21 protein-coding genes are annotated in these 22,967 nt (G+C 68.1%); 6 read left to right on the top strand and 15 right to left on the bottom strand.

The window, feature by feature from the left end; translation table 11 throughout:
* Positions 1-283: 283 nt before the first annotated feature.
* Positions 284-1,051 carry a class II aldolase/adducin family protein gene (locus QMO14_RS25060; RefSeq protein WP_301510445.1) on the bottom strand — a complete coding sequence of 256 codons (768 nt, stop codon included), beginning with the start codon at positions 1,049-1,051 and terminating at the stop codon, positions 284-286.
* 18 nt (positions 1,052-1,069) lie between these two features.
* The gene (locus QMO14_RS25055; RefSeq protein ID WP_301510443.1) at positions 1,070-1,660 is read right to left on the bottom strand and encodes an HD domain-containing protein; all 591 of its coding nucleotides are present in this window, start codon (positions 1,658-1,660) and stop codon (positions 1,070-1,072) included.
* A gap of 124 nt (positions 1,661-1,784) precedes the next feature.
* Between QMO14_RS25055 and QMO14_RS25050 the strand changes: the two genes are divergently transcribed.
* On the top strand, positions 1,785-2,507 hold the full coding sequence (locus QMO14_RS25050; protein WP_301510442.1) for a Crp/Fnr family transcriptional regulator: 723 nt from the start codon (positions 1,785-1,787) through the stop codon (positions 2,505-2,507).
* A 15-nt stretch (positions 2,508-2,522) separates the two neighbouring features.
* On the opposite strand, the gene QMO14_RS25045 is transcribed toward QMO14_RS25050, so the two are convergent.
* The 8 genes from QMO14_RS25045 to QMO14_RS25010 form a co-directional block, all read right to left on the bottom strand.
* Positions 2,523-3,692: an ABC transporter substrate-binding protein gene (locus QMO14_RS25045; RefSeq protein ID WP_301510440.1), complete on the bottom strand. Its 1,170-nt coding sequence runs from the start codon at positions 3,690-3,692 to the stop codon at positions 2,523-2,525.
* Between the two features lie 86 nt (positions 3,693-3,778).
* Complete coding sequence (locus QMO14_RS25040) at positions 3,779-6,196, bottom strand: excinuclease ABC subunit UvrA (protein WP_301510438.1); 2,418 nt, start codon at positions 6,194-6,196, stop codon at positions 3,779-3,781.
* A 17-nt stretch (positions 6,197-6,213) separates the two neighbouring features.
* Positions 6,214-6,624: a VOC family protein gene (locus QMO14_RS25035; protein ID WP_301510436.1), complete on the bottom strand. Its 411-nt coding sequence runs from the start codon at positions 6,622-6,624 to the stop codon at positions 6,214-6,216.
* Positions 6,625-6,658: 34 nt separating this feature from the next.
* Entirely contained in the window at positions 6,659-7,117 is a 459-nt protein-coding gene (locus QMO14_RS25030) for a helix-turn-helix transcriptional regulator (RefSeq protein WP_301510435.1), read from the bottom strand.
* A 63-nt stretch (positions 7,118-7,180) separates the two neighbouring features.
* A complete protein-coding gene (trmB, locus tag QMO14_RS25025; protein ID WP_301510434.1) occupies positions 7,181-7,930 on the bottom strand; it encodes a tRNA (guanosine(46)-N7)-methyltransferase TrmB in 750 nt (249 codons plus the stop codon).
* Positions 7,930-8,892 (bottom strand): tRNA glutamyl-Q(34) synthetase GluQRS, encoded by a 963-nt coding sequence (gluQRS, locus tag QMO14_RS25020; RefSeq protein WP_301510433.1) that lies wholly within the window; start codon positions 8,890-8,892, stop codon positions 7,930-7,932. Before gluQRS ends, trmB begins: the two co-directional genes overlap by 1 nt.
* Positions 8,893-8,899: 7 nt before the next feature.
* Positions 8,900-10,009, bottom strand: coding sequence for an NAD(P)/FAD-dependent oxidoreductase (locus QMO14_RS25015; RefSeq protein ID WP_301510432.1), 1,110 nt, complete (start codon positions 10,007-10,009; stop codon positions 8,900-8,902).
* A 142-nt stretch (positions 10,010-10,151) separates the two neighbouring features.
* Positions 10,152-11,105, bottom strand: coding sequence for a LysR substrate-binding domain-containing protein (locus QMO14_RS25010; protein ID WP_301510430.1), 954 nt, complete (start codon positions 11,103-11,105; stop codon positions 10,152-10,154).
* A 160-nt stretch (positions 11,106-11,265) separates the two neighbouring features.
* On the opposite strand from QMO14_RS25010, the gene QMO14_RS25005 reads away from it, so the two are divergent.
* From QMO14_RS25005 to QMO14_RS24990, 4 genes are all read left to right on the top strand, one after another.
* Positions 11,266-11,967 (top strand): pirin family protein, encoded by a 702-nt coding sequence (locus tag QMO14_RS25005; RefSeq protein ID WP_301510429.1) that lies wholly within the window; start codon positions 11,266-11,268, stop codon positions 11,965-11,967.
* A gap of 83 nt (positions 11,968-12,050) precedes the next feature.
* Entirely contained in the window at positions 12,051-12,455 is a 405-nt protein-coding gene (locus QMO14_RS25000; protein WP_301510428.1) for a DoxX family protein, read from the top strand.
* A gap of 36 nt (positions 12,456-12,491) precedes the next feature.
* The gene (locus tag QMO14_RS24995) at positions 12,492-13,043 is read left to right on the top strand and encodes a flavodoxin family protein (protein WP_301510427.1); all 552 of its coding nucleotides are present in this window, start codon (positions 12,492-12,494) and stop codon (positions 13,041-13,043) included.
* Between the two features lie 22 nt (positions 13,044-13,065).
* Positions 13,066-13,989, top strand: coding sequence for a pirin family protein (locus QMO14_RS24990; RefSeq protein WP_301510425.1), 924 nt, complete (start codon positions 13,066-13,068; stop codon positions 13,987-13,989).
* A 53-nt stretch (positions 13,990-14,042) separates the two neighbouring features.
* On the opposite strand, the gene QMO14_RS24985 is transcribed toward QMO14_RS24990, so the two are convergent.
* The 5 genes from QMO14_RS24985 to QMO14_RS24965 all read right to left on the bottom strand — a co-directional run bounded on the left by QMO14_RS24985 (position 14,043) and on the right by QMO14_RS24965 (position 19,366).
* Positions 14,043-15,611, bottom strand: coding sequence for a tripartite tricarboxylate transporter permease (locus QMO14_RS24985; protein WP_301510423.1), 1,569 nt, complete (start codon positions 15,609-15,611; stop codon positions 14,043-14,045).
* 4 nt (positions 15,612-15,615) lie between these two features.
* Positions 15,616-16,146, bottom strand: a complete 531-nt coding sequence (locus QMO14_RS24980; RefSeq protein ID WP_301510421.1) for a tripartite tricarboxylate transporter TctB family protein — start codon at positions 16,144-16,146, stop codon at positions 15,616-15,618.
* Between the two features lie 144 nt (positions 16,147-16,290).
* Positions 16,291-17,877 carry a sensor histidine kinase gene (locus tag QMO14_RS24975; RefSeq protein WP_301510420.1) on the bottom strand — a complete coding sequence of 529 codons (1,587 nt, stop codon included), beginning with the start codon at positions 17,875-17,877 and terminating at the stop codon, positions 16,291-16,293.
* A complete protein-coding gene (locus QMO14_RS24970; protein ID WP_301510418.1) occupies positions 17,828-18,544 on the bottom strand; it encodes a response regulator in 717 nt (238 codons plus the stop codon). Before QMO14_RS24970 ends, QMO14_RS24975 begins: the two co-directional genes overlap by 50 nt.
* Positions 18,545-18,580: 36 nt before the next feature.
* Positions 18,581-19,366 carry a sulfurtransferase gene (locus tag QMO14_RS24965; protein ID WP_301510416.1) on the bottom strand — a complete coding sequence of 262 codons (786 nt, stop codon included), beginning with the start codon at positions 19,364-19,366 and terminating at the stop codon, positions 18,581-18,583.
* Between the two features lie 134 nt (positions 19,367-19,500).
* Here QMO14_RS24965 and dnaE point away from each other — a divergent pair.
* A partial coding sequence (gene dnaE, locus QMO14_RS24960) for a DNA polymerase III subunit alpha (RefSeq protein ID WP_301510415.1) occupies positions 19,501-22,967 on the top strand: 3,467 nt, incomplete at its 3' end.

Raw genomic sequence — 22,967 nt, 5'->3', positions numbered from 1 at the left:
CGACCGAAATTAGTTTTTTCGGATTATTCGAGCGCGCGATTCGAGGGAGATGACGAAGAGCTCAAAGAGAGAAAATACGTGAATAAATTCTCGTGGTGAGCGTGGCTGGCGGCCGTTTAAATTCTCATTGGAATAAATTCAGGTCGAACCTGGTTTGTGCTGAGACTTGGCCAGCCGGTCGCAAAGTCAGGCAATCGGGCAGTCGCCCGCAAGGAAGAAAAAAAGCCGCCAACACCTGTCGCGCAGGCGCTGGCAGCCGTGGAAACCGGGAGCGACGAAGCTCTTATTGCTTGTAGCTGTCGTCGATGCGGTCGAGTTTGCGGATGAGCGAGGGCCAGACGAACTGCCCGCCCAGGCCGCCGGTCTGCACCTTCATGGCCTGGCCGACGCCTTCCACGATGCGCGGGTCCACGTGCGTGAGTTCGCCGCCGCCCGACTGCGCCGCGATCTGGATCTGACAGGTGTTCTCGAAGGTGTACATCGAGAGAAAGGCGTCGGCGATGGTCTTGCCGCAGGTCAACAGGCCGTGGTTGCGAAGCATGAGGAAGTTGGCGTTGCCCATGTCGGCCTGCAGGCGCGGCTTCTCGTCGTCGCGGAAGGCCACGCCTTCGTAGTCGTGGTAGGCCAGCGATGCCAGCACGAAGGTCGACTGCTGGCTGATGGGCAGCACGCCGTTCTTCTGCGCGCTCACGGCGATGCCGGCCTTGGTGTGGGTGTGCAGCACGCACTGGATGTCTTCGCGCGCGGCATGCACCGCGCTGTGGATCACGAAGCCCGCCGGGTTCACGGGGTAGGGCGAGTCGATGACCTTGTTGCACTGCTGGTCGACCTTCACCAGGCTCGACGCGGTGATCTCGTCGAACATCAGGCCGTAGGGGTTGATCAGGAAGTGATGCTCGGGGCCGGGCACACGCGCGCTGATGTGCGTGAAGACGAGGTCGCTCCAGCCGTACAGCGCCACGAGGCGGTAGCAGGCGGCAAGGTCGACGCGAAGCTGCCACTCCTCGGCGGAGACGAGCTTCTGGATTTCGGGTTGGGCGAAGGCGTTCATGGTTTCCTCTTGTCGATGTCAGGCGGCCGCTGGCTCGGTCAGCGCGGCCTTGTAGATGCTCTGCTTGGGCTGCGCCATCACGCGGCGCAGCATGGGTTCGAACTCGCTGATGGGCAGGGTCTCGGCCTTGGAGTCGAAGGCGGGGTTGTCGTAGAGCGCGCAGAACTCGGCCGTGCGCTCGTAGTGCGGGTGGCCCTTGAAGTTGTCGCGCATGTCGCGGTCCAGGCCGATGTGGTGGAAGAAGTAATGGCCCTGGAAGATGCCGTGGTTCTGCACCATCCAGTGGTTGGCCTCGCTCACGAAGGGCTTGAGGATGGCGGGGGCGATGTCGGGGTGGTTGAAGCTGCCGAGCGTGTCGCCGATGTCGTGCAGCAGGGCGCACACCACGTATTCCTCGTCGCGGCCGTCGCGCAGCGCGCGGGTGGCGGTCTGCAGCGAGTGGGTGTAGCGGTCGACCGGAAAGCCGCCGTAGTCGCCTTCGAGGATCTGCAGGTGCTTGATCACGCGGGCGGGCAGGCCGCCCGCGAACTGCATGAATTCGCCACCGATCAGCTGCCAGTCTTCTCGCGTGCTTTCCTGCATGCTCTTGAAACTTGCGCGTGCGTTCATCGCCGGAGTCTCCGTTCTTTTGTGTCCGTGGGGGAGCTGGTCACTGTATGCCTGCGCTTGACCATGAACTGTCAAGAATTTGACAATGCGGGGTTCTGGTAAACCCCCGTTTCCATCACCCGCCATGGCCGCCTCCCCCAAGCCACGCCTCTCGGCCGCGCACCGCGCCGCGCTGGAAGGCAACCCCTGGTTCATGAGCATGCCGCGTGCGCAGCGTGAAGCGCTTGTGGGCGCGGCCGAGCTGCACCACGTGCGGCGCGGCGCGATGGTGTTCCGCCAGGGCGATCCGATCCACGCCACCGACGGCGGCTTCTACGGCCTGGTGGCGGGCACCATCAAGGTCTCGTCGCTGCGCCAGGACGGGCGCGAAGCCATCCTGGCGGTGCTGGAGCCGGGCAACTGGTTCGGCGAGATCACGCTGATCGACAGCTCCCCGCGCACCCACGACGCCACCGCGCTCGAGGCGATCGACCTGCTGGTGGTGCCGCCCGCGGCCTTCGTGCAGCTCATGCGCGACGTGGTGTTCTCCAACGCCATCGCCGCGATGCTGGCGGCACGCGTGCGCATGCTGTACGGCCTCGCGGAGGACGCCACCCTGCGCAGCCTGCGCGCGCGGGTGGCGCACCGGCTTCTGGTGCTGGCGCGCGGCGACGCGACGCAGTCCGTGCAGCTGCGCCACTCGCTGCAGCTGCCGCAGGAGGCGCTGGCGATGATGCTCGGCGTGACGCGCCAGACGTTGTCGAAGGAGCTCAACGCGCTGGCGTCCGAGGGCGTGTTGTCGCTGGGCTACGGGCGCATCGAGCTGCGCTCGCTCGACGCGCTGCGCGCGCTCGTGAGCACCGGCTAGAAGGGCGGGGGCCGCTTACCTCAGCACCCGCCCGTCCGCCGAGATGCTGATCAGGTCTATGTTGCGCACGCTGTCGCGCAGGCCCGGGCGCAGGTTGATGCGAAAGCCCCCGACGTCGTAGTCGGTCATGCCCGACATCACGCGCATGAGAGCGGCCGCGTTGAAACCCCGGCCGGCGCGCTTCACCGCCTCGCCTGCGGCCTTGGCCGCGATGAAGCCCTCCAGGCCCTCGTAGGAAGGGTTCTGGTCGGAGTTGTCGATGGCCGCGAGGTATTCCTTGACGATCGGAATGGCGGAGGGGCGTGGCGAGGGCACCACCTGCGAGATCACGATGCCGCCGATGTCCTTGCCGAGCGTGGCGTAGAGCGGGTCGATGCCGACGATGGAGAAGGCCATGAAGCTGCCGGCGTAGCCACTCTTGCGCAGTTTGCGGATGGCGTTGGCCGTGGTGCCCGAGAGCGACACCAGCACGATGGCCTGCGGCGACTGCTTCTGCACTTCCTTCAGTGCCGCATCGAGCTTGTCGCCGTTGGCCGGCACCAGCGCGGTCGCGACCAGCGGCGTGAGCTTGAGTTCGCTGATGGCCTGTTCCACGGCCGCGAGGCCGGCGCGGCCCATGGCGTCGTCGTCGCCCACCAGCGCCACGCGCGTCTGCCCCACCGTGGCGCATTGCTTCACGATCTTCAGGGCCTCGTCGATCATGCCGGGGCGCACGTGGAACACGTTCGCGTGATCGGGGCCGCGCAGCGTGTCGGAGGCCGCGAAGGGCGCGAACAGCAGGCTGCCCTGCTGCGTGGCGACATTCGCGCCGGCCTCGCTGCTGGCCGTGCCGACGAAGCCGAAGAGCATGTCGGCCTTGTCCGTGGTGAGAAGGGTGCGCGCGTTGGCGGCCGCGCGCGCCGCGTCGTAGCCGTCATCGAGCTGCAGCAGTTTGAGCTGCAGGCCGCTGGCGGCGTTGCGCTCGTTGAAGGCGCTCACCGCGAGGCGGCTGCCGGCGGCGAAGGCATTGCCGATCTCGGAGGCGCTGCCCGTCAGCGGCACCGACTGCCCGAGCAGCACGACGCGCGCCCCTGCCGCCGCCCCCGTCCGCGCAGTCTGCGCCATGACGGGATGCGCGATGCCGATGCCGCTACCCAGCACCAGCGCGCCTGCCTTGCCCAACCATTCCCTGCGTGACGCGTTCATCGGACACCTTCTTTCACATTAGTAAAAAAGTGTAGCAATATCGGGGCCAGGGCGGAAGGCGGGCTGACGAGGAGGAGGGTTTTGGCTCAGCCTCCCTTGACGTAGCTGGCGAGGTGCTTGCCGGTCAGTGTGGCGCGCCTGGCGACGAGATCGGCGGGCGTGCCCTCGAAGACGACCCGCCCGCCCTCGTGACCCGCGCCGGGGCCCAGGTCGATGAGCCAGTCGGCATGCGCCATCACGGCCTGGTGGTGCTCGACCACGATGACCGACTTGCCTGAATCCACGAGCCGGTCGAGCAGGCCCAGCAGCTGCGCCACGTCGGCCAGGTGCAGGCCGGCGGTGGGCTCGTCGAGCACGTAGATGTCGCCCTTCTCGGCCATCTGCGTGGCCAGCTTGAGCCGCTGCCGCTCGCCGCCCGAGAGCGTGGTGAGCGGCTGCCCGAGCCGCAGGTAGCCCAGCCCCACGTCGGCCAGCCGCTGCAGGACGGCGTGCGCGGCCGGCGTGCGCGCCTTGCCCTCGCCGAAGAAGGCCAGGGCTTCGTCCACCGGCATCGCCAGCACCTCGCTGATGTCACGCCCGCCGAAGCGGTATTCCAGCACCGAGGCCTGGAAGCGCTTGCCACCGCATTCCTCGCAGGTGGTGGCCACGCCGGCCATCATCGCGAGGTCGGTGTAGATCACGCCCGCGCCGTTGCAGGTGGGGCAGGCGCCTTCGGAGTTTGMGCTGAAGAGCGCCGGCTTCACGCCGTTGGCCTTCGCGAAGGCGTTGCGAATGGGGTCGAGCAATCCGGTGTAGGTCGCCGGGTTGCTGCGCCGCGATCCGCGGATGGCGCTCTGGTCGATGCTCACCACGCCCGCGCCGGCCGGGATCGAGCCGTGCACCAGCGAGCTCTTGCCGGAGCCCGCCACGCCGGTGATGACGGCCAGCACGCCGAGCGGAATGTCGACGTCCACGTCGCGCAGGTTGTGCGACTTGGCGCCGCGTATCTCCAGCTTGCCGGTCGGCTTGCGCACCTTCTTCCTGAGCGAGGCCCGGTCGTCCAGGTGGCGGCCGGTGACCGTGCCGCTGCCGCGCAGCCCCTCGACGCTGCCTTCGAAGCACACGCTGCCGCCGGCCGAGCCCGCGCCCGGGCCGAGGTCGACGACGTGGTCCGCGATGGCGATGACCTCCGGCTTGTGCTCCACCACCAGCACCGTGTTGCCCTTGTCGCGCAGCCGCAGCAGCAGCTCGTTCATGCGCTGGATGTCGTGCGGGTGCAGGCCGGTGGTGGGCTCGTCGAACACGTAGGTCACGTCGGTGAGCGAGGAGCCGAGGTGGCGGATCATCTTCGTGCGCTGCGCCTCGCCGCCCGAGAGCGTGCCCGAGGGCCGGTCGAGCGAGAGATAGCCAAGGCCGATCTCCACGAAGGAATCGAGGCTGGCCGCCAGCGCCGTGAGCAGCGGCGCCACCGACGGCTCCTTCAGGCCGCGCACCCACGCGGCGAGATCGCTGATCTGCATCGCGCAGGCGTCGGCGATGTTGACGCCCTTGATCTTCGACGAGCGCGCGGGCGCGGCGAGCCGCGTGCCGTCGCATTCGGGGCAGGTGGAGAAGGTCACCACGCGCTCCACGAAGGCGCGCACGTGCGGCTGCATCGCCTCCACGTCCTTCGAGAGAAAGGACTTCTGGATCGTCGGGATCAGCCCCGCGTAGGTGAGGTTGATGCCGTCGACCTTGATCTTGGTCGGCTCCTTGTAGAGCAGGTCGTGCAGCTCGTTCCTGGTGAACTTGCGGATCGGCTTGTCGGCGTCGAAGAAACCGCAGCCCCGGAAGATGCGGCCGTACCAGCCTTCCATGCTGTAGCCGGGAATGGTGAGCGCGCCTTCGTTGAGCGACCTGGCGTCGTCGTAGAGCTGCGAGAGGTCGAAGTCGGTGACGGCGCCGCGGCCTTCGCAGCGCGGGCACATGCCGCCGATGCGGTTGAAGGTTTCCTTCACCGTTTTCGTCTTCGAGCCGCGCTCGACGGTGATCGCACCGGCCGCGCTGACCGAAGGTACGTTGAAGGCGAACGCACCCGGCGGCCCGATGTGCGGCTTGCCCAGGCGGCTGAAGAGAATGCGCAGCATCGCGTTGGCGTCGGTGACCGTGCCCACGGTGGAGCGCGGGTCGGCACCCAGGCGCTGCTGGTCGACGATGATCGCGGTCGTCAGCCCGTCCAGCACGTCGACGTCCGGCCGCGCCAGCGTGGGCATGAAGCCCTGCACGAAGGCGCTGTAGGTCTCGTTGATGAGCCGCTGCGACTCGGCCGCGATGGTGCCGAACACCAGCGAGCTCTTGCCCGAGCCCGAGACGCCGGTGAACACCGTCAGCCTGCGCTTCGGGATCTCGATGCTGATGTCCTTCAGGTTGTTCTCGCGCGCGCCGTGCACGCGGATCATGTCGTGGCTGTCGGCGGCGTGCTGCGTGGACGGCGCCGCCTTCGCGGTCGTTTTTGGGGGCGTTTTCTTCGCGGGCTTGGTGCTCATCGGCTCGCCTCTGCGCCTCAGCCCTGCTGCTGGATGCGGATCAGGCTGCCCGCGGGGTCGCGCACCGCGCAGTCGCGCACGCCGTATGGCTGGTCGGTCGGCTCCTGGACGATCTCTGTGTCGCTGGCCTGCAGCTTCGCGAAGGTGCCTTCGAGATCGGGCGTGGCCAGCAGGATGGCGGCGTAGGTGCCCTTGGCCATCATCTCGGCGATGGTGCGGCGCTCCTCGTCGGTGATGCCGGGATAGGCGGCTGGCGGCGCGAGCACGATGGAGACGGCGGGCTGGCCCTTGGGGCCGGCGGTGATCCAGCGCATGCCGCCATATCCCACGTCGTTGCGGACCTCGAAGCCGAGCAGGTCGCGGTAGAAGGCGAGCGACGCCTCGGGGTCGTTGTGCGGCAGGAAACTCGCGTGGATGCTGATGTTCATCGTGATCGCTCCGGTCGGTTGTTGCAGGGAGCGCTCAGTCTAGGTGCGACCGTGCGGCCGGCGCTTCTCGATTCCTGATCGGTCGCGTGACCTGCTTCGCCACGCACGGCGGCATGCCCTCGGTCTGCATGGCGGCATCGCGCCTGTAGGTACTGGGCGACACGCCCACGAGTTCGGTGAAGCGTGTGCTGAAGGTGCCCAGCGACGAGCACCCGACCTCGAAGCAGACCTCGGTGACGCTGAGGTCGCCCCGGCGCAGCAGTGCCATCGCGCGCTCGATGCGCCGCGTCATCAGATAGGAGTAGGGAGCCTCGCCGTAAGCGAGCTTGAACTGGCGGCTCAGGTGGCCCGCCGACATGTGCACGCCGAAGGCGAGGGCCTCGACGTCCAGTGGCTGCGCGTATTCGCGGTCGATGCGGTCGCGAACCCGGCGAAGCCGGGCGAGGTCGCGCAGGTGCAGTTGCTCGGTGTCTGTCTTGCTGCTGCTGGTCATCCGCGGGATCGTGCCATGCCGCACCGGCTGGCTCAACCCGGCAACCCCACGGATGGCGAACGGTCAGGTCCGCTCGAACACCAGGTCCCAGACCCCGTGGCCCAGCTTGATGCCCCGATTCTCGAACTTGGTCAGCGGGCGGTAGTCGGGCTTGGGCGCGTAGCCCTCGGCGGTGTTGCGCAGCAGCGGCTCGCCTGAGAGCACCTCGAGCATCTGCTCGGCGTAGGGCTGCCAGTCGGTGGCGCAGTGGATGTAGCCGCCGGGGCGCAGGTGCTGCGCGAGCTTGGTCACGAACTCGGGCTGGATCAGCCGGCGCTTGTTGTGGCGCTTCTTGTGCCACGGGTCGGGGAAGAACACGTGCACGCCGGCCAGCGTGCCGGGCTGCAGCATGTGGTCGAGCACGTCGACCGCGTCATGCGCGCAGATGCGGATGTTCGACAGGGATTGCTCGCCGATGCGCTTGAGCAGCGCGCCCACGCCGGGCTCGTGCACCTCGCAGCAGAAGAAATTGGTGTCGGGCAGCACCGTCGCGATGTGCGCGGTGGCCTCGCCCATGCCGAAGCCGATTTCCAGCACCGTCGGGCCGGCGCGGCCGCCGAAGGTGGCGGTCAGGTCGACCGGCTCGGGTTTGTAGGGCACCAGGTACAGCGGCCCCAGTTCGGAGAAGGCGCGCGCCTGGCCCTCGGTGGTGCGGCCGCCGCGCTTGACGAAGCTCTTGAGGCGGCGGTGCAGCGGATGGGGCTTGGCGCCGTCGTCGGTGCCCTCGTCATGGTCGGGCGGGAGGTCGTTGGACACGGTGTCGGAAAGATTCATCACGGGCGCGAATTGTAGAGAGCGCGCCATTCGGGCACCCAGCCGGCCAGCGCTGCCGGGCAGTCCCTGGCCGTGGCGGTGCTCAGGCCCAGTACCCGCGCAGCGGCGCCGAGCGCCGCCAGCGCGGCCGCCGGGGAGCCGGTATCGATGGAGGTGGCGCCGTTCTGCTTCGATAGCTTGTCGCCGTCGGCGCCGCGCACCAGCGGCGTGTGAAGGTAGCTGGGCGTGGCGAAGCCCAGTGCGCGCTGCAGCAGGATCTGGCGCGCGGTGTTGTCGGTGAGGTCCTCGCCGCGCACGACGTCGGTCACGCCCTGTTCGGCGTCGTCGACCACCACCGCGAGCTGGTAGGCCCAGGGGCCATCGGCGCGGCGCAGCACGAAGTCGCCGACCTCGCGGCTCACGTTCTGGCACTGGCGGCCGAGGCGGCGGTCGGTGAAGCAGAGTTCGCCGCCGGTGCCGGCACTGCGATCGTCTTGCTCCAACGGCAAGCCTGGCCCGGGCGCACGGTCGGCCTCGAACTTCTCGGTGGCGAAGCGCCAGGCGCGAGCGGGCTTGCCGTGCAGCCCGTCGCGGCAGGTACCGGGGTAGACGCGCTCGCCGTGGCGCTCATGCCGCTGGCCGAGCCGGGCGAGCGCCTCGTCGATGTCCTTGCGCGAGCAGCCGCAGGGGTAGGCGAGGCCGAGCGCCTTCAGGCGCTCCAGGGCGGCTTCGTAGCGGTCGGTGCGCCGGGTCTGCCACACGGGCTGTTCGTCGGGCAGCAGGGCGCAGTCGGCCAGTTGCCGCAGGATGTGCTCGCCCATGCCAGGCAGGCAGCGCTCGGTGTCGGCGTCCTCGATGCGCACCAGCCAGCGTGCTTGCGGGCCGCGTGCGCGCACGTCGAGCCAGCTCGCGAGCGCGGCCACCAGAGAACCCGCGTGCAGCGGACCGGTGGGCGAGGGCGCGAAGCGGCCGGTCTCCCTCATCTCCCGGTCAGATCACGTCGAGCGCGAGCGACAGGCCCGAGAGGAAGGCGTCTTCCACGCGATGGCCGGTGCACCAGTCGCCCGCGATGCCGATGCGGGCCTTGGCATCCCACAGGTGCGTGGTGCCAACGGGCACCTGCGTCTGCGCTTCGTTCCAGCAGATGGCCTGGGCATGGGCGGGCGTGGCGTGGATGCCGGTGATTTCCGCGAAAGCACGCAGCAGCTTGGCTTCCACGCGCGACGGCGCGTCGCGCAGATGCTCCTGTGACCAGGCCGCGCTGGCCTGCAGCGTCCAGCGCTCGACGGGCTCGCGCCCGGGCTTGGACGATTCGCGCGCCAGCCAGGCCACGCGGTGGTGCGTGCTGCGCGCGGCGTTCCACTGCGGGCCGAGGTGCGACATGTTGGGCTGGTTGGCCTGGGGGAAGGCGATCATCAGCGTCCAGCAGGGCGCGATGCTCACGGGTTCGATCTCGCGGGCGAGCATGGCCGAGAGCTTGCCGCCGTCGCCCAGCAGCGCACGGGCGCCGGCCGGCGGCACAGCGAGCAGCACGGCGTCGAAGCCCGAATACACATGCTGGGAATCGTCGGTGCCGGCGGTGCGCAGCTGCCAGCGCTTCGCATCGAGCGCGTCGGGCTCGATCTGCGTGACGCGCGTGCCTGTGACGAGGCTGTCGCCCAGCGGCGCCGCCCAGCGTGCCACAAGCGAATCCATGCCGGGCTGTGCCACCCAGTGCGGCTCGAGCGACGGCAGGGCGGCTTCGGCCACGCGGCCGTGGGCATCGAGCACGCGCACGAGGTTGGCGCTCCAGCGCTTGCACACGCCGGTCGCGTTCTCCAGCGCCAATGCGAAGCGCGGATCGCGCACGGTGAAGTACTGGGCGCCGCTGTCGAAGCGGCCGAAGGCGGTGTCCACGCTCGCCATGCGCCCGCCGGCGGCTTCGTTGCGCTCGAACAGCGTGACCTTGTGGCCGGCCTGCACCAGCGTTCGCGCACAGGCCACCCCGGCGATGCCGGCGCCGATGACGGCAAAGTGGCGCGGCTGGCCCGGGCCGGCTGGGGTTCGGTGACGGTCGGCGGCGGCCTTGGCCGGCTTCTTTGCAGTTGCGCGAGTGCTCATGAACGGCTCTTTTCTTCTGGATGGAATGCGGAGGGATGTGTCTGCACTCTACATCGGTCCGGCAGCCGCTCCGCCTGAGGGCACACCCTTAGCGGCGCGGCGCGATCCTCGGCAATACTCATCAGCTCTTTCATCAGCTCTTTCATCGGCCCCTGTGCCGTTCGAGCAGCGCGCGCCGCGTGCCCTCGTGCTCGAACTGCGCCAGCCACCATTCGAGCGCGCGCCCCGGCTTGCCGGCGCTGCGCACCCGCCATGCGCAGTGCAGCGACCCCAGCGGCGGCTTGCGCTCCGTCTTCAATTCGACCAGGTGCCCGGCCTCGATGTACGGCCGCGCCATCGGCTCCGGCAGGAAGCCTCCCCCCAGCCCGTGCAGCTGTGCCGCGATCTTGGCCTGCATGCTCGGCACGGTGAGCACGTCCTGTCCGCCGACGAGGTGCACCGTGAGGCCCGGCGCCTGGCGAGCCGAGTCGGCCGCCGCCACCGCGCGGTGCTGCCGCATCACCGCGTCGCTCAGCGGCTGCGTGGCGCGCGCCAGCGGATGGTGCGGCGCCACCGCGTAGACGAAGCTCAGCTCGCCGATCGGGCGGCTGCGGATGCCGGTGGTGGTGAAGGCCAGGCTCGCGGCGTCGAGCACCGCGCCGATGGCGAGGTCGGCCTCGCCGGTGGTCAGCGCCTCGATGGTGCCCATCAGTGTTTCGTCGCGCAGCTTCAGCCGCGTGGGCGGCTCCAGCGCGAAGAAGGCGGTGGCCAGGTCGAGCAGCGGGTCGCGCGCTATCACGCTGTCGACCGCGATGGTCAGCATCGGCTCCCAGCCGGTGGCCACGCGCTTCACCCGGTTGGCCACCGCGTCGATCTCGCCGAGCAGCCGCTCGGCCTCGCGCAGCAGTTCCGCGCCGGCCTCGGTCATCCGCGCCTGGCGCGTGCTGCGGTCGAACAGCAGCACGTCGAGCGCGTCCTCGATCTGGCGCACCCGGTAGCTCAGGGCGCTGGGCACCAGGTTCAGGGCGCGGGCGGCGGCGGCGAAGCTGCCGGTGGCGGCCACGGTCTGGAGCATGGCGAGGGAGTCGGGGGTCAGCACGTCTCTGGGGCTGGGCATGGCGGCTCCATTGATCAAAACATTTGAATGGTGCCATCAAACCGCAGCGTCTTTCCGAAGGGGGCGGCGGCCCAAAATTCTTCACATCCGCTGCGCATCCGGCGCGGCATACGAAAGAAGCCCGAGCACCCCGACGGGGCAGGGCAGAAGGAGTCCGACGATGTTGCAAGTCCGTAAATCCCAGGAACGCGGTTACGCCGATCACGGCTGGCTGCGCTCGTTCCACAGCTTTTCCTTCGCCAACTACTACGACCCGGCCCACATGGGCTTCGGCAACCTGCGCGTGATCAACGAAGACCGCGTGGCGGCGGGCGCCGGCTTCGGCACCCACGGCCACAAGGACATGGAGATCATCAGCTACGTGCTTTCGGGCGAACTGGCGCACAAGGACAGCATGGGCAACGTGGAGAGCATTCCCCCCGGCGACGTGCAGCGCATGAGCGCGGGCCGCGGCGTGATGCACAGCGAGTTCAACCACAAGGCCGACCAGACCACGCACTTCCTGCAGATCTGGATCCTGCCGAAGGAGCGCGGTGTCGAGCCCGGCTACGAGCAGAAGAAGTTCAGCGACGCCGAGAAGCGCGGCAAGCTGCGCCTGGTGGCTTCGCCCGAAGGCAGCGAGGGCTCGGTGAAGATGAATGCCGACGCGAGCCTGTATGCGGGTCTCTTCGACGGCGACGAGAAGGCCAGCCTCTCGCTAGACCCGAAGCGCAAGAGCTACGTGCACCTGGTGCGCGGCGAGCTCGAAGTGAACGGCCAGAAGCTCTCGGGCGGCGACGCCGCGATGCTCGAAGGCGAATCGCAGGTGACGCTGGCCGGCGGCAAGGACGCCGAAGTGCTGGTGTTCGACCTGGCCGCCTGATCTTTCCCCTTGCCGGGCGCTGGCCGCCCGGCCTTTTTCGTTCCTGTCTCTTTTCCAATTCAATAAACGAGGAGTCTTCGACCATGGCAACCACCACCGCAACCCCCAACCCGTCTCAAGACTTGCAGGCCCTGATCGGCCGCATCCTGATTGCCACCCTGTTCATTCCGGCCGGCTTCGGCAAGCTCATGGGCTTCTCGGGCACCGTCGGCTACATCACCAGCGCGGGCCTGCCGCTGCCGGAAGTCGCGGCGGTGATCGCCATCGTGGTCGAGCTCGGCCTGGGCATCGCACTGCTGCTCGGCTTCAAGACGCGCCTGGTGGCCTTCCTGATGGCTATCTTTACGATCGCGACTGCGCTGTTCTTCCACAAGTTCTGGGCCGATGCTTCGCAGAACATCCAGTTCTTCAAGAACATGGCCATTGCGGGCGGTCTCTTCTCGTTCGCAGCCTTCGGCCCCGGTCGCCTGAGCATCGACAGGCGCTGATCGCGACATCACCATCACCTATAGGAGCACCATCTCATGGCAAACATCGTCGTCGTCTTCCATTCCGGCTACGGCCACACACAGCGCGTGGCGCAGGCCGTCGCCGACGGCGCGGGCGCGCAGCTGCTGGCCATCGACGCGGACGGCAACCTGCCCGAGGGCGGCTGGGAACTGCTGGCCGCGGCCGACGCGATCATCTTCGGCTCGCCGACCTACATGGGCGGCGTGAGCTGGCAGTTCAAGAAGTTCGCCGACGCCTCGTCGAAGGTCTGGTACACGCAGGGCTGGAAGGACAAGCTCTTCGCCGGCTTCACCAACAGCGCCACCATGAACGGCGACAAGGTCACGACCATGACCTACCTGTGGACGCTGGCGATGCAGCACAGCGGCATCTGGGTCAGCATGGGCATCCTGCCGAGCAACAGCAAGGCCGCCACGCGCGACGCGCTGAACTACGTGGGCGGCTATGGCGGCCTGCTGACGCAGTCGCCATCGGACGCCAGCCCCGCGGAAATGCTCAAGGGCGACTTCGACACTGCCCGCGCATTCGGCGAGCGCATTGGCACGGTGGCAAGATCGCGCAAGTAACAGGCCCCCAGGAGAACCCACGATGACCGACACCGCCCCCGGAACCCGACTGCTCAAGCCGCACGACAAGGACCTCGGAGGCGGCTTCCAGGTCAGGCGCCTGCTGCCCGCGGCGCAGCAGCGCTCGGTCGGCCCGTTCGTGTTCTTCGACCATTTCGGCCCGGCCACCGAGCAGCCGGGCAGCGAGCACGACGTGCGGCCGCATCCGCACATCGGGCTCTCCACCGTCACCTACCTCTTCAAGGGCGCGATGATGCATCGCGACAGCCTGGGCAGCGTGCAGGAGATCCTGCCGGGCGCCATCAACTGGATGACCGCCGGGCGCGGCATCGTGCATTCCGAGCGCAAGCCCGAGCGCCTGAAGGCCGACACCTACGTGAACCACGGCCTGCAGCTGTGGGCTGCGCTGCCGCAGGCGCATGAAGAAATCGAGCCCAGCTTCGAGCACACGCCGGCCGACGCGATTCCCGAGCTGGTGGAGCAGGGCGCGGCGGTGCGCGTGCTGGTGGGCGAGGCCTTCGGCGCGCGCTCGCCGGTGAAGACGCTGTCGCAGACCGTGTACCTCGACATCGCGCTGCCGGCTGGTGGTCGCTTCGAGCTGCCCGCGCTGGCGCCCGAGCTGGCCGTCTACGCGGTCGATGCCGATCTGGCGGTGAACGGCGAGCCGGTCGCGGTCCACACCATGGCCGTGCTGCCGAGCGGGCAGGGCGGCGTGCTCACGTCCGATGCCGCCGTGCGCCTTGTGGTGATCGGCGGCGAGCCGCTCGACGGGCCGCGCTACATCACCTGGAACTTCGTCTCGAGCCGGCGCGAGCGCATCCTCGAAGCCGGCGCCGACTGGGCGGCCCAGCGCATGGGCCACGTGCCCGGCGAAACCGAGTTCATCCCGCTGCCGGGCAAACCCTTCGGCGTGCGCGAGCTCGACACGGGCACGACTCCCGTCTGAAGCCGAACCCGGGCACAAATGAAAAAAGGGCCCGATGCGTCGGGCCCTTTTCCTTACTCGTTGCCGATTGCCACGGTCTCCGACGGCGATGCACCCGGTGGTGCATTCGGCAGCTCGACCACCCCCTTGCCTCCGGCGCGGCCGCGCCATGCGGAGTAGCCCACGCCCAGCAGCAGCAGCGCGCACAGGCCGATGAAGGTGCCGCTGATGGGCCGCGTCACGAACACCGACATGTCGCCGCGCGACAGCAGCAGGGCGCGGCGGAAGTTCTCTTCCACCATCGGCCCGAGCACGAAGCCCAGCAGGATCGGCGCGACCGAGAACTCCAGCGTCATCAGCACCGCGCCGACGATGCCGAACACCAGCACTTCCCAGATCTGGAAGAGGCTGTTCTGCGTGCTGTAAACGCCCGTCGCAATGAAGAACATCGCGGCCGGGAACAGGTACTTGTAGGGCACCTTCAGCAGCTTCACCCACACGCCGATCATCGGCACGTTCAGGATGACGAGGATCACGTTGCCGATCCAGAACGAGGCGATCAGGCCCCAGAAGATGTCCGGATGCTCGGTGATGAGCTGAGGGCCGGGCTGGATGCCCTGGATCAGCAGCGCGCCGAGGATCAGCGCCATCACCGCGTCGCCCGGAATGCCCAGGCTCATCGTCGGGATGAAGTCGACCTGCGTCTTCGAGTGGGCCGAGGCCTCGGGGCCTGCCACGCCTTCGATCATGCCGGTGCCGAACTTGTTCGGCGTCTTCGACACCTTGCGCTCCAGCGCGTAGGCGATGAAGGTGGTGATGGTCGGCCCCGTGCCGGGCATCGCGCCGAATACCGTGCCCACCAGCGTACCGCGCAGCATGGCGGGGAAGGCGCGCTTGAGTTCTTCCTTGCTCGGGCGCATGTCGCTGAGCTTGAGCGTGCCGGTGTCGCCGATGGCCTTCATGCGGTTCACGTTGAGCAGGAAGTCGGCCACGCCGAACAGGCCCATCGAGATCGCCACCAGCTCCAGGCCGTCGCTCAGCTCGGGCAGGCCGAAGGCGAAGCGGAAGCTGCCGCTGTTCACGTCGGTGCCCACCACGCCGCACAGCAGGCCGAACAGCGTCATCGCCACGCCCTTGAGCGGCGAACCGCGCGACATGGTGGAGCCGGCCAGCAGGCCCAGCAGCATGATCGAGAAGATCTCGGTCGGGCCGAACTTGAACGCGATCTGCACCAGCAGCGGCGAGGCGAAGATCATCACGATGATGCCGACGGAGGCCGCGAAGAACGAGGCGATCATCGTCACCCCGAGCGCCACGCCCCCCTTGCCCTGTTTGGTCATGGGGTACCCGTCGAGACAGGTCACCGCATGCGGCGGGTGCGAGGGCATGTTCATCAGGATGGCGCCGATGGCGCCGCCGTACTGCGAGCCGTAGAAGATGCCGGCCAGCATCAGGATGGCGGGCACCGGGTGCATCACGTAGGTGAGCGGCAGCAGGATCGAGATGGCCTGCAGCGCGCCCATGCCCGGCAGCACGCCGATCAGGTTGCCCACCAGCACGCCGAAGAAGGACCACAGCAGGTTCGAGCCCTGGAAGGCGACGCCGAAGCCGTACCAGAGGTCCTGGAGCGATTGACCGATCATGGCTTCAGCCTCCCCACTGGAACAGGGGCAGCTGCAGCTTCAGCGCCCACCAGAAAACCACCACCGCGATGAAGCACATTGCGAGCGACAGCAGCAGCGCTTCGGTCAGCGTGTTGTCGCGGTCGCCGAGGGCCGAGATGAACACGATCGCGAAGGTCGCCGGCAGCAGGCCGCCGTATTCGCCGAAGAGCAGGAAGGCGAGGATGCCGAGGATGATGCAGATGCCGCCGCGCAGGTCGGGCAGGCCGCCCGGGTGCCCGTGCGAGGCCGCTTCTTCGCTCGCGCCCTCGGCGGACTTGTCGCCGCGTGCCGAGATCGCGATGAGCAGCCCCGTGAGCGCCAGCAGCACGCCGAGCGCCACGGGGAAGAAGCCCGGGCCCATGTGCGCCAGCTGGCCGACGCGGTAGCCGACGCCGGCATACACGGCGGCCAGGCCGACGACGATCAGCAGGGCGCCGCCGTAGTAGTCTTTCTTGAATTTCGAAGCGGGCCGGGGCGAGTGCGAGGCCGGATCTTCACCGAGCTGGTGCTGCATAAGTCTCCTTGATCTGGAAGGAGCGCAGTCTAGGAATCGGGGCTTTCAATCCCCTTTCGGAAGAGGCGCTTGCGGCCTCGCGGACCGCAAAATACGTGTAATCACGTACCGGCGTATCCGGTGAAACCCTTGCAAAAACAAGGCTCAGGAAGCGCGCAGCGGCAGCCTGAGCGTCGCGCGCAATCCTCCGCCATTGGGACGCTCCGGCGTGTCGGCATTCGAGAGGTCGATCTCGCCGCCATTGCGCCGCGCATAGCCGCGCGCGATGGTGAGGCCGAGGCCCGCGCCTTGTGCCGCCGCGGTGCCCGTGGCGCTGTCGCGATGGAAGCGCTCGAACACGCTTTCGCGGCGCTCGGGCGCGATGCCGGGTCCGCTGTCGCATACCTCGGCCAGTGCGTGCGTCGCATCGCGCCGGACGGTCACGGTGATGTTGCCGCCGCGCGGTGTGTACTTGATGGCGTTGTGCACGAGGTTGGCGAGCACCTCGTGCAGCTCGGCCGCGTTGGCCGCCACCGGCAGCACGGGGGTGTCGTCTTCGTCGTCGCTCGATTCGTCGGTGCCGTTCGCATCGTCCGTGCCTATGTCGCCGCGCGCATCGACCCAGCCCAGGTCCTGGTCGTTCTCGCGCGCCAGCGGCAGGTACTGCAGCACCACGCCGCGCGCGATGGCGTTGAGATCGACCACCGCGGCCTCCGCCGGCGCGGATTCGTCGCCGGCGGTGGCGTGGGCCAGCGCCAGCAGCTGCTCGCTCAGGCGGCGCGTGCGCGCGAGCTGCGCGACGATGGCGTGCAGCGATTCGCGCATGCGCGCCGGATCGCTCTCGCGCACCGCATAGCCGGCCTGGATCGACAGGATGCTCAGCGGCGTGCGCAGCTGGTGCGAGGCATCGGCCAGGAACTGCGACTGCTCGGCGACCATGCGCCGGTGGCCTGCGATGTGGTGGTTGACCGCATCGACCAGCGGCGCGACTTCGTGGGGCACGCCGCTGGCGTCGAGCGGCGTGAGGTCGTCGCGCGGGCGCTCGCGCAGCGAGCGGCGCAGGCGCTCCAGCGGGCGCAGCGTCCAGGCCACGCCCAGCCACACCAGCAGCGCCATCACCACCACCATGCGCGTGTCGCGCAGGAACTCCTGGCGCAGCGTCTCGGCCTGCGCCTCGGTGCGCGGGCCGGTGCCCTCGGCCGCCTGGATGAGCACGCTGTAGGCCTCGCCGGGATGAACGTTGTCGTACACCGTCTGGCGCAGCGCGGCCACGCGCACCGGATGCTGCAGGTACACCGCGTCGTAGAACACTGGGGTGCCGTCCGGCGGGCGGTGCGCGGGGCGCGGCAGGCCGGGCTCGCCCATGAGGGTGTTTTCGGGCGAATTCACGTCCAGCGTCCCGCCCTTGGGAATGCGCTGCACGCCGACGTGCAGGTACTTGTAGCGCAGCCGCGTGGACTCGAACATCGCCTGGATCGAGAAGGGCTCCTGCACGCGCACGCTGCCGTCGCTGGCCACGACGATGCCGTTGGCCAGCGCCTGCACCGGTTCCAGCAGGCTCTGGTCGTAGGCGACCACGAGCGAGTCGGTCAGCGCGCGGTAGTCGCTCCAGCTGTCCAGCGCCAGCAGCACCACCAGACCCGGCAGCAGAAGAGCCAGCAGGCGCGCGCGGATGCCGAAGCGCTGCGGCCGTTGCTGCTGCTCAGTCGTGGGCGCCGGGGAATTCGCTGCGGACCGGGGCTGAGGTTCCATCGGCAATGCTCTCCAGCATGTAGCCCAGGCCGCGCACGGTGACGATTCGCACGTCACTGTCGGCCAGCTTGCGCCGCAGCCGGTGCAGCACCACCTCGATGGCGTCGGGGCCGGCGGTGCTGTCGTTGGTGAACACCTTGGCGAAGAGCTGTGACTTGCCCACCGGCGAGCCGCTGCGCAACAGCAAGGCGGTGAGCGCGGCCTGCTCGCGCGGCGTGAGCGACAGCAGCGTGCCGCGCAGCGTGAAGGCGCGGCTCTGGCTGTCGTAGGAGAGCGAGGCGCACTGCAGGCGCGGGTGCTGCTTGCCGCGGCTGCGCCGCACCAGCGCCGACAGCCGCGCCTCGAGTTCTTCCAGCTCGAAGGGCTTGGTGAGGAAATCGTCGGCACCCAGGTTCAGGCCGCGCACCCGGTCCTGCAGCGCGCCCTGCGCGGTGAGGATCAGCACCGGCGTGCGGTCGTCGGCGTCGCGCATGTCGGCCAGCACGCTGAGGCCGTGTCTGTCGGGCAGGCGCAGGTCGAGCACCACCGCGTCGTATTCGGTGCCGGCCATGAAGGCCTCCGCCGTGCGCGCGTCTGGCGCGTGGTCGGGCACGAAGCCGCTTTGCGTGAGCGCGCGGATCAGCCAGGAGGCCATGTCCAGTTCGTCTTCCACCAGGAGGATGCGCATGGGGCCTGCCGAGTCTCTTTGTCGTCGTTGCCGTCGTTACTGCTTGGTGGCGAGGTCGGGGTCTTCCGAGGCGCGGGCGCTGGCGCGCACCGAACGCGCGCTCAGGTCGGGCGCCAGGGCCTCGCGGCCATCGAAGACGAAGCAGTCGCCCTTGTAGTGCGCGCCCCCGACCTCCTCGAAGTACTTGAGGATGCCGCCTTCGAGCTGCAGCACGTTCTCGATGCCTTCCTCGTGCATCAGGATGGCAGCCTTCTCGCAGCGGATGCCGCCGGTGCAGAAACTCACCACCGTCTTGCCTCTGAATTCCTCGCGATGCGCGCGCAGGGCGGGCGGGAATTCAGTGAACTTGCCGATGCGCCAGTCGATGGCGCCCTCGAAGCTGCCGTAGTCGACCTCGAAGGCGTTGCGGGTGTCGAGCAGGGCGATTTCGCGGCCCTGGTCGTCATGGCCCTGGTCGAGCCAGCGCTTGAGCGTGGGCGCGTCCACGCCGGGGGCGCGGCCCGCCTCGGGGCGGATGGCGGGATGGTCCATGCGGATGATCTCGCGCTTGAGCTTCACCAGCATGCGCCTGAAGGGCTGTGCGGCCGACCAGCTTTCCTTGACCTCGAGGTCGGCAAAACGGCTGTCGGCGCGCAGGAAGGACAGAAAATCCCGTATGCCCCCGGCCGTTCCGGCCAGGAACATGTTGATACCTTCGGGCGCCAGCAGGATGGTGCCCATGAGTCCCAGGGCCTGGGTGCGGGCACGCAGGTCTTCGCGCAGCGCGGGGCTGTCGTCGATGGCCACGAACTTGTAGGCCGCGATATTCAAAATCTCTTGCACGGGGCGGGATTTTAGGTGCCGGCGGTGGAGGCTTTCCTGACTCGGGGCCTCTGCCCGGCAGCCAGGCGGCTGGCGGGGCGATTTCAGGGATTGCCAACCCACATCGTGGAGACGCCGCTTTCTACAATGGAAGCATGTTTGTTCACCTGCGCCTGCACACCGAGTTTTCCGTCGTCGATGGCACCAACCGAATCGACGATGTCGTCAAGGCCGCCGCCGCCGACAGGCAGCCCGCGCTGGCCATCACCGACCTGAACAACCTGTTCGGGGCCGTCAAGTTCTACAAGCAGGGCCGGGGCAAGGGCGTCAAGCCCATCATCGGCGCCGAAGCTTTCGTGGATGGGCTGGGCAAGGAGCCCGGCGCCCTCACCCGCATCGTGCTGCTGGTGCAGAACATGGAGGGCTATCTCAACCTGTCGGAGCTGCTCGCGCGGGCGTGGACGCAGAACGTGGGCCGGGGCCAGTCGCAGGCGGCCTGCAAGCTCGAATGGCTGCAGGAGCTTTCGGGCGGGCTGATCGCGCTCTCGGGTGCGCAGGCCGGGCCGCTGGGCCAGCCGCTGCTGCAGGGGCAGGGCGAGCGCGCGGCCGAGCTGGCGCTTCAGCTGGCGGGCATCTTCCCGCACCGCTTCTACATCGAGCTGCAGCGCGCGGGCCGGCCTGACGACGAGCCGCATGTGATTGCAGCCGTGCAGCTGGCGGCCCGGCTGCATCTGCCGGTGGTCGCCACGCACCCCGTGCAGTTCGCCGCCCGCGAGGACTACGAAGCGCACGAGGCGCGCGTGTGCATCTCCGAAGGCGAAATCCTCGGCAACCCGCGCAGGGTGCGCCGCTTCACCGAGGAGCAGTATTTCAAGTCGAGCGCCGAGATGCAGGCGCTCTTCGCCGACGTGCCCAGCGCGCTTGCCAACACGGTCGAGGTCGCCAAGCGCTGCAACCTGACGCTGGTGCTGGGCAAGCCGCAGCTGCCCGACTTCCCGACGCCTTTCGTCTCCGAAGGCGTGCGCATGCCCATCGACGACTTCTTCCGGCAGGAATCGTTCGCGGGCCTCGAACTGCGCCTGAAGCATCTCTACCCCGACGAGGCCAGGCGCGACGCCGAGCGCCCGCGCTACGTGGAGCGGCTGGATTTCGAGATCAACACCATCCTGAAGATGGGGTTCCCGGGCTACTTCCTGATCGTTGGCGACTTCATCCAGTGGGCCAAGAACAACGGCTGTCCGGTGGGCCCGGGCCGGGGCTCGGGCGCGGGTTCGCTCGTGGCCTACGCGCTGAAGATCACCGACCTCGACCCGCTCGAATACAAGCTGCTGTTCGAACGCTTCCTGAACCCCGAGCGCGTCTCGATGCCCGACTTCGACATCGACTTCTGCCAGGGCAACCGCGACCGCGTGATCGACTACGTGAAGGACAAGTACGGCCGCAACGCAGTGAGCCAGATCGCCACCTTCGGCACCATGGCCGCGCGCGCGGCCATCCGCGACGTGGGCCGCGTGCTGGACATGAGCTACATGTTCTGCGACGGCATCAGCAAGCTGATTCCGAACAAGCCCGGCATGTCGGTCACGCTGCAGTACCCGCCCGAGAAGAAGATCGAGGGCGACAAGAACAACTACGCCATCGAGATGGAGCCGCAGCTCGCGGAGCGCATCGAGAAGGAAGAAGAAGTGAAGATGCTGGTCGAGCTTGCGCAGAAGCTCGAAGGCATGACCCGCAACATCGGCATGCACGCCGGCGGCGTGCTCATCGCGCCGGGCAAGCTCACCGACTTCTGCCCGCTCTACCAGCAGCCCGGCAGCGAATCGGCCGTGAGCCAGTACGACAAGGACGACGTGGAGGCCATCGGCCTCGTGAAGTTCGACTTTCTGGGCCTGGCGACGCTCACGATCCTGGAGATCGCGCGCGAGTTCATCATGAAGCGCCACAAGGGCCAGGAGAACTTCGCGTTCGAGAACATCCCGCTGAACGACGCGGCCACCTACAAGCTCTTCTCCGACGGCAAGACCGAAGCCGTGTTCCAGTTCGAATCCCGCGGCATGCAGGGCATGCTGAAGGACGCGCGCCCGACGCGCCTGGAAGACCTGATCGCGCTGAACGCGCTGTACCGCCCGGGTCCGATGGACCTGATTCCCAGCTTCGTGGCGCGCAAGCACGGCCGCGAGGACGTGGAGTACCCGCACCCGGCCGTGGCCGAGATGCTCTCCGAGACCTACGGGATCATGGTCTACCAGGAGCAGGTGATGCAGACCGCGCAGATCCTGGGCGGCTACTCGCTCGGCGGCGCCGACTTGCTGCGCCGTGCGATGGGCAAGAAGAAGCTCGAGGAAATGGCCGAGCACCGCGAGAAGTTCCGCGCCGGTGCGCTCGCTACCCACGGCATCGTGCAGGACAAGGCCGACGAGATCTTCGACCTGATGGAGAAGTTCGCGGGCTACGGCTTCAACAAGTCGCACGCCGCCGCCTACTCGCTGCTGGCGTACCACACGGGCTGGCTCAAGGTTCATTACACGGCCGAGTTCTTCTGCGCCAACATGACCGTTGAAATGGACGACACGGACAAGCTCAAGCTGCTGTTCGAGGACGCCCAGAAGAACTTCGGCATCACCTTCGAGCCGCCGGACGTGAACCGCGGCAACTACCGCTTCGAGCCGGTCACCAACAAGGTGATCCGCTACGGGCTGGGCGCCGTGAAAGGCACAGGCCAGCTCGCGGTCGAGGCCGTGGTGCGCGCGCGCGAGGAGGGCGGGCCCTTCAAGAGCCTGTACGACTTCTGCGTGCGCATCGACCGCCAGCGCATCAACAAGCGCACCGTGGAAGCGCTCATCAAGGCCGGCGCCTTCGACGCCATCCAGCAGAACCGGGCGTCGCTGGCCGCCTCTCTCGACCGCGCCTTCGAGTTCGCCAACGCCACGGCGGCCAATGCGTCGCAGGTCGACATCTTCGGCGACTGCGAGCACGGCTCCGCCACCGCCGAGCCCGACCTCGTCGACGCCACGCCCTGGGGCGTGAAGGAGCGCCTGACGCTCGAAAAAACCGCCATCGGCTTCTATCTCTCGGGCCATCTGTTCGACGAGGTCTCGCACGAGGTGCGGCGCTTCTGCAAGCGCGAGATCACCGACCTGCTCGACAGCCGCGACCAGCAGGTCATTGCCGGCATCGTGAGCGACTTCCGCGTCATCAACGGCCAGCGCGGCCGGCTGGCGATCTTCAAGCTGGACGACAAGTCGGACTCCATCGAGGCCACGGCCGACGAGGCGACCATCAACGCCAACCGCAATACGCTCAAGGACGACGAGCTGGTCATCGTCAGCGGCCGGCTGCAGCCCGCGCGCGGCGGCTTCGAGGCGCGCTTCCAGGTGCAGCAGGTGTGGGACCTTGCCTCGGCGCGCTGCCGCTTCGGCAAGTTCCTGCGCGTGGCGGTCAACGGCAAGGCACCCGACATCGCGCGCGTGGAGCTGATCGACGTGAACACGGTGCGCATGGTGAACGCCTACGCCAAGCTGAACCTGCGCGAAGAGCCGATGCTGCTGATGGAGTTCCACGGCTCGCCCGCCGGCGTGAAGGAACAGGCCGAGACGGTGCAGAACAGGCCGAGACGGTGCAG

The sequence above is a fragment of the Variovorax sp. CAN15 genome (genome assembly GCF_030462475.1).
Taxonomy (GTDB): Bacteria; Pseudomonadota; Gammaproteobacteria; order Burkholderiales; family Burkholderiaceae_C; genus Variovorax.
The sequence above is the reverse complement of the archived record's forward strand: the minus strand, read 5'-3'. Positions and strand labels throughout refer to the sequence as shown.

Bases quoted from the DNA above. Each gene is read 5' to 3' on its own strand.
- QMO14_RS25060 (WP_301510445.1), bottom strand. From the start codon at position 1,051: ATGAACGCCTTCGCCCAACCCGAAATCCAGAAGCTCGTCTCCGCCGAG.
- QMO14_RS25055 (WP_301510443.1), bottom strand. From the start codon at position 1,660: ATGAACGCACGCGCAAGTTTCAAGAGCATGCAGGAAAGCACGCGAGAA.
- QMO14_RS25050 (WP_301510442.1), top strand. From the start codon at position 1,785: ATGGCCGCCTCCCCCAAGCCACGCCTCTCGGCCGCGCACCGCGCCGCG.
- QMO14_RS25045 (WP_301510440.1), bottom strand. From the start codon at position 3,692: ATGAACGCGTCACGCAGGGAATGGTTGGGCAAGGCAGGCGCGCTGGTG.
- QMO14_RS25035 (WP_301510436.1), bottom strand. From the start codon at position 6,624: ATGAACATCAGCATCCACGCGAGTTTCCTGCCGCACAACGACCCCGAG.
- QMO14_RS25030 (WP_301510435.1), bottom strand. From the start codon at position 7,117: ATGACCAGCAGCAGCAAGACAGACACCGAGCAACTGCACCTGCGCGAC.
- trmB (WP_301510434.1), bottom strand. From the start codon at position 7,930: ATGAATCTTTCCGACACCGTGTCCAACGACCTCCCGCCCGACCATGAC.
- gluQRS (WP_301510433.1), bottom strand. From the start codon at position 8,892: ATGAGGGAGACCGGCCGCTTCGCGCCCTCGCCCACCGGTCCGCTGCAC.
- QMO14_RS25015 (WP_301510432.1), bottom strand. From the start codon at position 10,009: ATGAGCACTCGCGCAACTGCAAAGAAGCCGGCCAAGGCCGCCGCCGAC.
- QMO14_RS25010 (WP_301510430.1), bottom strand. From the start codon at position 11,105: ATGCCCAGCCCCAGAGACGTGCTGACCCCCGACTCCCTCGCCATGCTC.
- QMO14_RS25005 (WP_301510429.1), top strand. From the start codon at position 11,266: ATGTTGCAAGTCCGTAAATCCCAGGAACGCGGTTACGCCGATCACGGC.
- QMO14_RS25000 (WP_301510428.1), top strand. From the start codon at position 12,051: ATGGCAACCACCACCGCAACCCCCAACCCGTCTCAAGACTTGCAGGCC.
- QMO14_RS24995 (WP_301510427.1), top strand. From the start codon at position 12,492: ATGGCAAACATCGTCGTCGTCTTCCATTCCGGCTACGGCCACACACAG.
- QMO14_RS24990 (WP_301510425.1), top strand. From the start codon at position 13,066: ATGACCGACACCGCCCCCGGAACCCGACTGCTCAAGCCGCACGACAAG.
- QMO14_RS24985 (WP_301510423.1), bottom strand. From the start codon at position 15,611: ATGATCGGTCAATCGCTCCAGGACCTCTGGTACGGCTTCGGCGTCGCC.
- QMO14_RS24980 (WP_301510421.1), bottom strand. From the start codon at position 16,146: ATGCAGCACCAGCTCGGTGAAGATCCGGCCTCGCACTCGCCCCGGCCC.
- QMO14_RS24975 (WP_301510420.1), bottom strand. From the start codon at position 17,877: ATGGAACCTCAGCCCCGGTCCGCAGCGAATTCCCCGGCGCCCACGACT.
- QMO14_RS24970 (WP_301510418.1), bottom strand. From the start codon at position 18,544: ATGCGCATCCTCCTGGTGGAAGACGAACTGGACATGGCCTCCTGGCTG.